The following is a 5764-nucleotide window of genomic DNA, read 5'->3' on the forward strand; positions in this document are numbered from 1 at the left end:
CCCCACCCGCCCCTGGCGTTACACCGTAATGGCTGGCCAGGTTGACGCCGGCCAGGTCGATGGTCTGGTTCGGCGCGGCGCCGGCCATGGCGCTGACGTCGATGCTGGTCACCGTCGACGGCCCGCTGCCGGTGACGGTGAAGTGCAGGTAGTCATCCAGTGACGCCGTGGTGCCGCTCTCCCCTTGTAGCAGTTGCGACAGGTCGAGCTTGTCGGTGCCGGGGGTGAAGTCGGTGATCACGTCATGGCCGCTGTTGCCTTTGAGCCAGTGGAAGGTGTCGGTCCCCGCCCCGCCAGTGAGAGTGTTATTGCCCAGTCCGCCGATCAGCAGGTCATCGCCGCCTCCACCGTTGAGGATGTCGTGGCCCAGGCCGCCGTTGATCACGTTGCTGTTGTTGTCACCGGTCAGGGTGTCGTTGAAGTTCGAGCCGGTGAGGTTTTCGATGCCGGTCAGGGTGTCCGAGCCCGCGCCCAGGGTGTTCTGCGCAGCGAGCAGGCTGAGGTCGACCGTCACTCCGGCGCTGGCGTGGGAGTAACTGGCTGTGTCGATCCCCGTGCCGCCGTCGAGGATGTCATTGCCCGAACCGCTGTAGAGCAGATCATTGCCGGCACCGCCATGCAGCTCATTATTGCCGGAGCCGGCGGTGAGCACATCGTTGCCGTCGCCGGCATTGATGATGTTGTTGCCCGTGCCTGCCACCAGTACGTCATCCCCGCTGGTGCCGGTGAGCGTATGGCCGTCCTGATAGCTGATGGTCAGATTGGCCGAGTCGCTGCCGCCATGGTTGTCGTTGGCGGTGTAGGTGCCGTGGTAGTCCGTGGTGACAGCCTGTGCCCCCGCGTAGTTGACGGTCATGGTCAGCTGATAGTTTTCCGCCGAATTCGCATCGCTGCCACTGGTGTTGGTGATGTTGGTCAGGTGGATCTGGTAAGTGCCATCCGCGCTTGCGGTGATGGCGCCGCCATCGGCGATGCTGACGAACGCCCCACCGTTGAGCGAATACTCCATCGTGACGTGCCCAGGGTCCAGGTTGTGATCGAGGTTGAGCGTCTCACCCTGTTTCAGCTTGACCGTGATGAGGTCTTCATTGTTGCCATTGGAGCTGTTCGCTTTGTCGAGATAGCCACTGATCACCAGCAGCGCCGTCATGGTCGCCGTGTTGGCCGCAAACGCATTGCGCACGTTGGCCAGACTCTTGTTGGCGGGGTTGTTATTTTCACCGGCGAAGCTGATCGCGCCCGTGCCGGTGAAGTCCGCATCCCCGGCGATCCAGCCGGTGTTGAACGAAGTCGGTGTCGCCGAGAGTTGATCGCCGTTGGGGTCGGTGTCGTTGGCCAGCAACAGTTCGCCCGGCACCACGACCGTGCTCGAGAGCACGTTGGTGATGACGTTATCATCGCCAGCCACCGGTGGTGCATTGGGTATGACTTTGACCGTCAAGGTGGCGCTGGCCAGGTCGCCGTCGTTGTCGCTGGCGGTGAAGGCGATGTTTTCGGTGATCAACACCGACGTGGTTTTCTGCGAAATGTAGGCGTATTCACCGGTGTCGAGATTGATCTGCAAGGTACCGCTGTTGTTGGTGGCAATGCTCAACGTGTTGTCCACGGTGTTGAACGTGCCGTGGTTGAGCCCGCCGCTGAAGCTCAGCGAGCCCTGATTGCTGTTGCCGCTCGGATCGTAGGTGTACGTGGTGCCGTCCACCGTGACTGTTTTGATGAAGCCGCCATCGGCACCGAAGGCACCGCCCTCGCCCAGCAGCGAACCGGTGACCGGTGCGCCGATCACGGTGCCGGACAGCACCGAGTTGAGTTGGTTGAGGTCGGTCACCACCACTGCATCGGTGTCGGTGTGGCTGCTGCCGTCATAGGCCAGTGGATTGAGGTTGGCGTTGCTCACGCCGCTGCCCAGGCCGATCGCGTAGTTCTTGATGTCGTTGGCATCGAGGAAGGCCTTCAATGCAGTCTCGTCGGCAGTGCCGATTTCCTGGCCGGTGGTGGGCTTGCCGTCGGAGAAGAAGTAGCCGACGTTTTGCGCACCGGTGAGTTTGCCCGAGGTGTTGAAGGCGGTCTGCATGGTCAGCACGGCCGCGTCGTAGTTGGTATTGCCGTTCGCGATGAGGCCGGCCAGCAATGTCTTGGCGGTCGCGACATCGACCCACACCGAGGTCATGTCGGTGGCGCTGCTGCTGAAGGTGACGAGCTGCACTTTCACATCGCCCAGGTCGTCGTATTTATCCAGCAAGGCACTGATGGCCTGCTTGGCCAGATCCAGCCGTGACAGGTTCGACACGCCGGAAGGGTCGGCCATGCTGCCGGAGACGTCGAGTACGATCAGCAGGTTGGAATCGATCTGCACCGCCGCCACCGAGCGATCCGTTGCCACCGCCCTGGGCACGTCATCGACAATGTTGACCACGATGGTGCTGGTACTGCTGTTGCCCAGCGCATCGGTGGCTTTGTAGGTGAAGCTTTCACTCAGGCTGTTCGGCCCGTCGTTGGCGTTCGGCGAGGTTTTCGGCGCCGAGGTCAGAGTGTAGGTGTAGCTGCCGTCGGGGTTGAGCAGGATTTGCCCGTATGCGCCGGTGGCGCTGCCGACCAGGGTGTAGGTGACTGCGCCGCTGGCACCCGATACCGAACCGACCAGGGTGCCGGACGCGGTTTCGCCGGTGTTGCCCGGGTCGCTGCCGGTGACCGTAGCGGCGGCCAGGTCCTGACCGTCCTTGCTCAGGTCGAGGGCTTTTTCGTAGACCGTCACGTCGCTGTCGGGGTTTGCCTTGATGATGCTGTTAGCCACGTCGATGGTGATGATGGTGGTGCTTTCATCGCCATCGGAATCGCGCACGGTATAGGTGAACGTATCGGTCGCCCCGGCATCACCGACCGAACCCGGGTTGCTGTGATACACCGCGTTGCCGTTGGCATCGAGGGTCAGGTAACCATAGGTGCCGTTGATCTGATTGCCGAGCCCGCCGATGGCCGACGTCGAGGTATTGCTGCCGGCGCGTACGCCGACCACCGTCGCCGGACCGTCGGCGCCGCTGATGTCGTTGCCCAGCACACTGATGTTGACCGTTCCACCCTCCGTCACCGACGACGAGTCAGGTTTGGCGCTCGGCAAGTCATCGATGATGTTGACGTTGAGCTGCCCGGTCGCACTGTCGCCGTCCGTATCGGTGGCCACGACGTTGAAGTTCTCGGTCAGGCTGTTGGCGCCGCTGGCCGTTGGATGGGCTTCGTTATCGTTGAGGGTGTAGCTGTAGCTGATCACTCCGGTCGCCGGGTTGTAACCGGTGACGGTCAGGGTGCTGCCCAGCGGCGTCACGGCCGTTTGCGGGAAGCCTGTAACCACACCACCGCTGACGACAGTGATGCCGCCCACGGTCAGGGTTTGCAGGCCATCGAGGGCGTTCACGGTGAAGGTGCCGTTCTGGGTCAGGGCGGGTGTGTTGGGGCTAGTGCCGTCGCTGAGATTTTTCTCGAAGACCGTCAGTTCACCGCCATACATGTCGAGGCCGTTGAGGGTCACCTGATCATCGTTGTTGTGGATCTGCAGCACCAGGTTGGCGGTGCTGCTGTCGCCATCCGCATCGGTGAGGGTGTAGGTGAAGGTTTCAGTGCCATTGTCACCGCCGTGCAACGCCTTGAAGTCGGCATCGCTGGTGTTCAGCGTATAGGTGTAGGTGCCGTTGGCGTTAAGCACCAGGGTGCCGTAGGTGCCGGCGAAGGTCCCGGGGGTGATGGGGCCGGCGTTTTCTCCGAGCGCTACCCGGTCGGCGCCTTGCACGTCGTTGCTCAGCACGTTGCCGCTGAGGGTCAGCAAGGTTTCCGAAGCTGTTGACGCATGGCTGTCGTCCACGCCCTCCGGCAGGTCGTCGACGATGTTCACGTCCAGTGAACCGGTGGCGGTGGTGCCGTTGTCGTCAACCACGGTCACGGCGAACTGCTCAGGCAAAGTGTTGGCGCCGTTGCCAGTCGGATGCGTTTCGTTATCGTTGAGGGTGTAGCTGTAGCTCACGACACCGGTCGCCGCGTTGAACCCGGTGATGGTCAGCGTGCTGCCCAGCGGCGTGGTGATCGATTGCGGCAAGCCCGCAGCCACACCACCGCTGACCACGGCGATGCCACCGACGGTCAGGCTCGTGACACCGTCGAGAGCGGCCACGGTGAAGGTGCCGTTCTGGGTCAGCGCCGTGGCATCCGGTGCGCTGCCGTCGCTGAGGTTTTTCTCGAAGACGGTCAGTTCGCCGCCGCCAACGTTCAAACCGCCAATCGTCACCGAATCATCGTTATTGTGGATCTGCAGCACCAGGTTGGCGGTGCTGCTGTCGCCGTCGGCGTCCGTCAGCGTATAGGTGAAGGTTTCAGTGCCATTGCCACCGCCGTGCAGGGCTTTGAAGTCGGCATCGCTGGTGTTGAGGGTGTAGGTGTAGCTGCCGTTGGCATTCAGCACCAGAGTGCCGTAGGTGCCGGTGAAGGTGCCGGGGGTGATCGGGCCGGCGTTTTCCCCGAGCGTCACGCGGTCGGCGCCTTGCACATCGTTGCTCAGCACGTTGCCGTTGAGGGTCAACAGGGTTTCCGAGGCGGTACTGGCGTTGCTGTCGTCCACGCCAGTGGGCACGTCGTCGACGATGTTGACGTCCAGCGAACCGGTCGCGGTGGTGCCGTTGTCATCGACCACGGTGACGGCGAACTGCTCAGGCAAAGTGTTGGCGTCGTTGGCAGTCGGATGCGCTTCGTTATCGTTGAGGGTGTAGCTGTAGCTCACCACGCCGGTGGCCGGGTTGTAACCGGTGACGGTCAGGGTGCTGCCCAGCGGGGTGGTGATCGATTGCGGGAAGCCCGCAGCCACACCGCCGCTGACCACGGCGATGCCGCCCACGGTCAGGGTTTGCAGGCCATCGAGGGCGGCCACGGTGAAGGTGCCGCTCTGGGTCAGGGCCGGTGCGTCCGGGCTGCTGCCGTCGCTGAGGTTTTTTTCGTAAACCGTCAGCTCGCCGCCATACACGTCGAGGCCGTTGAGGGTCACCTGGTCGTCGTTGTTGTGGATCTGCAGCACCAGGTTCGCCGTGCTGCTGTCGCCGTCGGCATCGGTGAGGGTGTAGGCGAAGGTTTCGGTGCCGTCGCCACCGCCGTGCAGGGCTATGAAGTCGGCATCGCTGGTGTTCAGGGTGTAGGTGTAGGTGCCGTTGGCATTCAGCACCAGGGTGCCGTAGGTGCCGGTGAAGGTCCCGGGGGTGATCGGGCCGGCGTTTTCCCCGAGCGTCACGCGGTCGGCGCCTTGCACGTCGTTGCTCAGCACGTTGCCGTTGAGGGTCAGCAGGGTTTCCGAGGCGGTACTGGCGTTGCTGTCGTCCACGCCATTGGGTAGGTCGTCGACGATGTTGACGTCGAGGCTGCCCGTCACGGTGGTGCCGTTGTCGTCGACCACGGTCACGGCGAACTGTTCGGGCAGCGTGTTGGCGCCGTTAGCGGTTGGGTGGGTTTCGTTATCGTTGAGGGTATAGCTGTAGCTCACGACACCGGTGGCGGCATTGAACCCGGTGATGGTCAGGGTGCTGCCCAGCGGGGTGGTGATCGATTGCGGGAAGCCGGCGGCCACGCCACCGCTGACCACGGCGATGCCGCCAACGGTCAGGGTCGTGACACCGTCGAGGGCGGTGACGGTGAAGGTGCCGCTCTGGGTCAGGGCCGGCGTGTCGGGGCTGCTGCCGTCGCTGAGATTTTTCTCGTAGACCGTCAGCTCACCGCCATACACGTTGAGGCC

At 63.1% G+C, this 5764-nt stretch carries 1 protein-coding gene; it reads right to left on the bottom strand.

The window, feature by feature from the left end; genetic code table 11:
- The coding region (locus KGA83_RS26690; protein ID WP_223531233.1) for an Ig-like domain-containing protein at nt 1-5764 on the bottom strand (5764 nt) is incomplete at both ends.

This window comes from Pseudomonas sp. GL-R-19, assembly GCF_019956375.1.
Taxonomy (GTDB): domain Bacteria; phylum Pseudomonadota; class Gammaproteobacteria; order Pseudomonadales; family Pseudomonadaceae; genus Aquipseudomonas.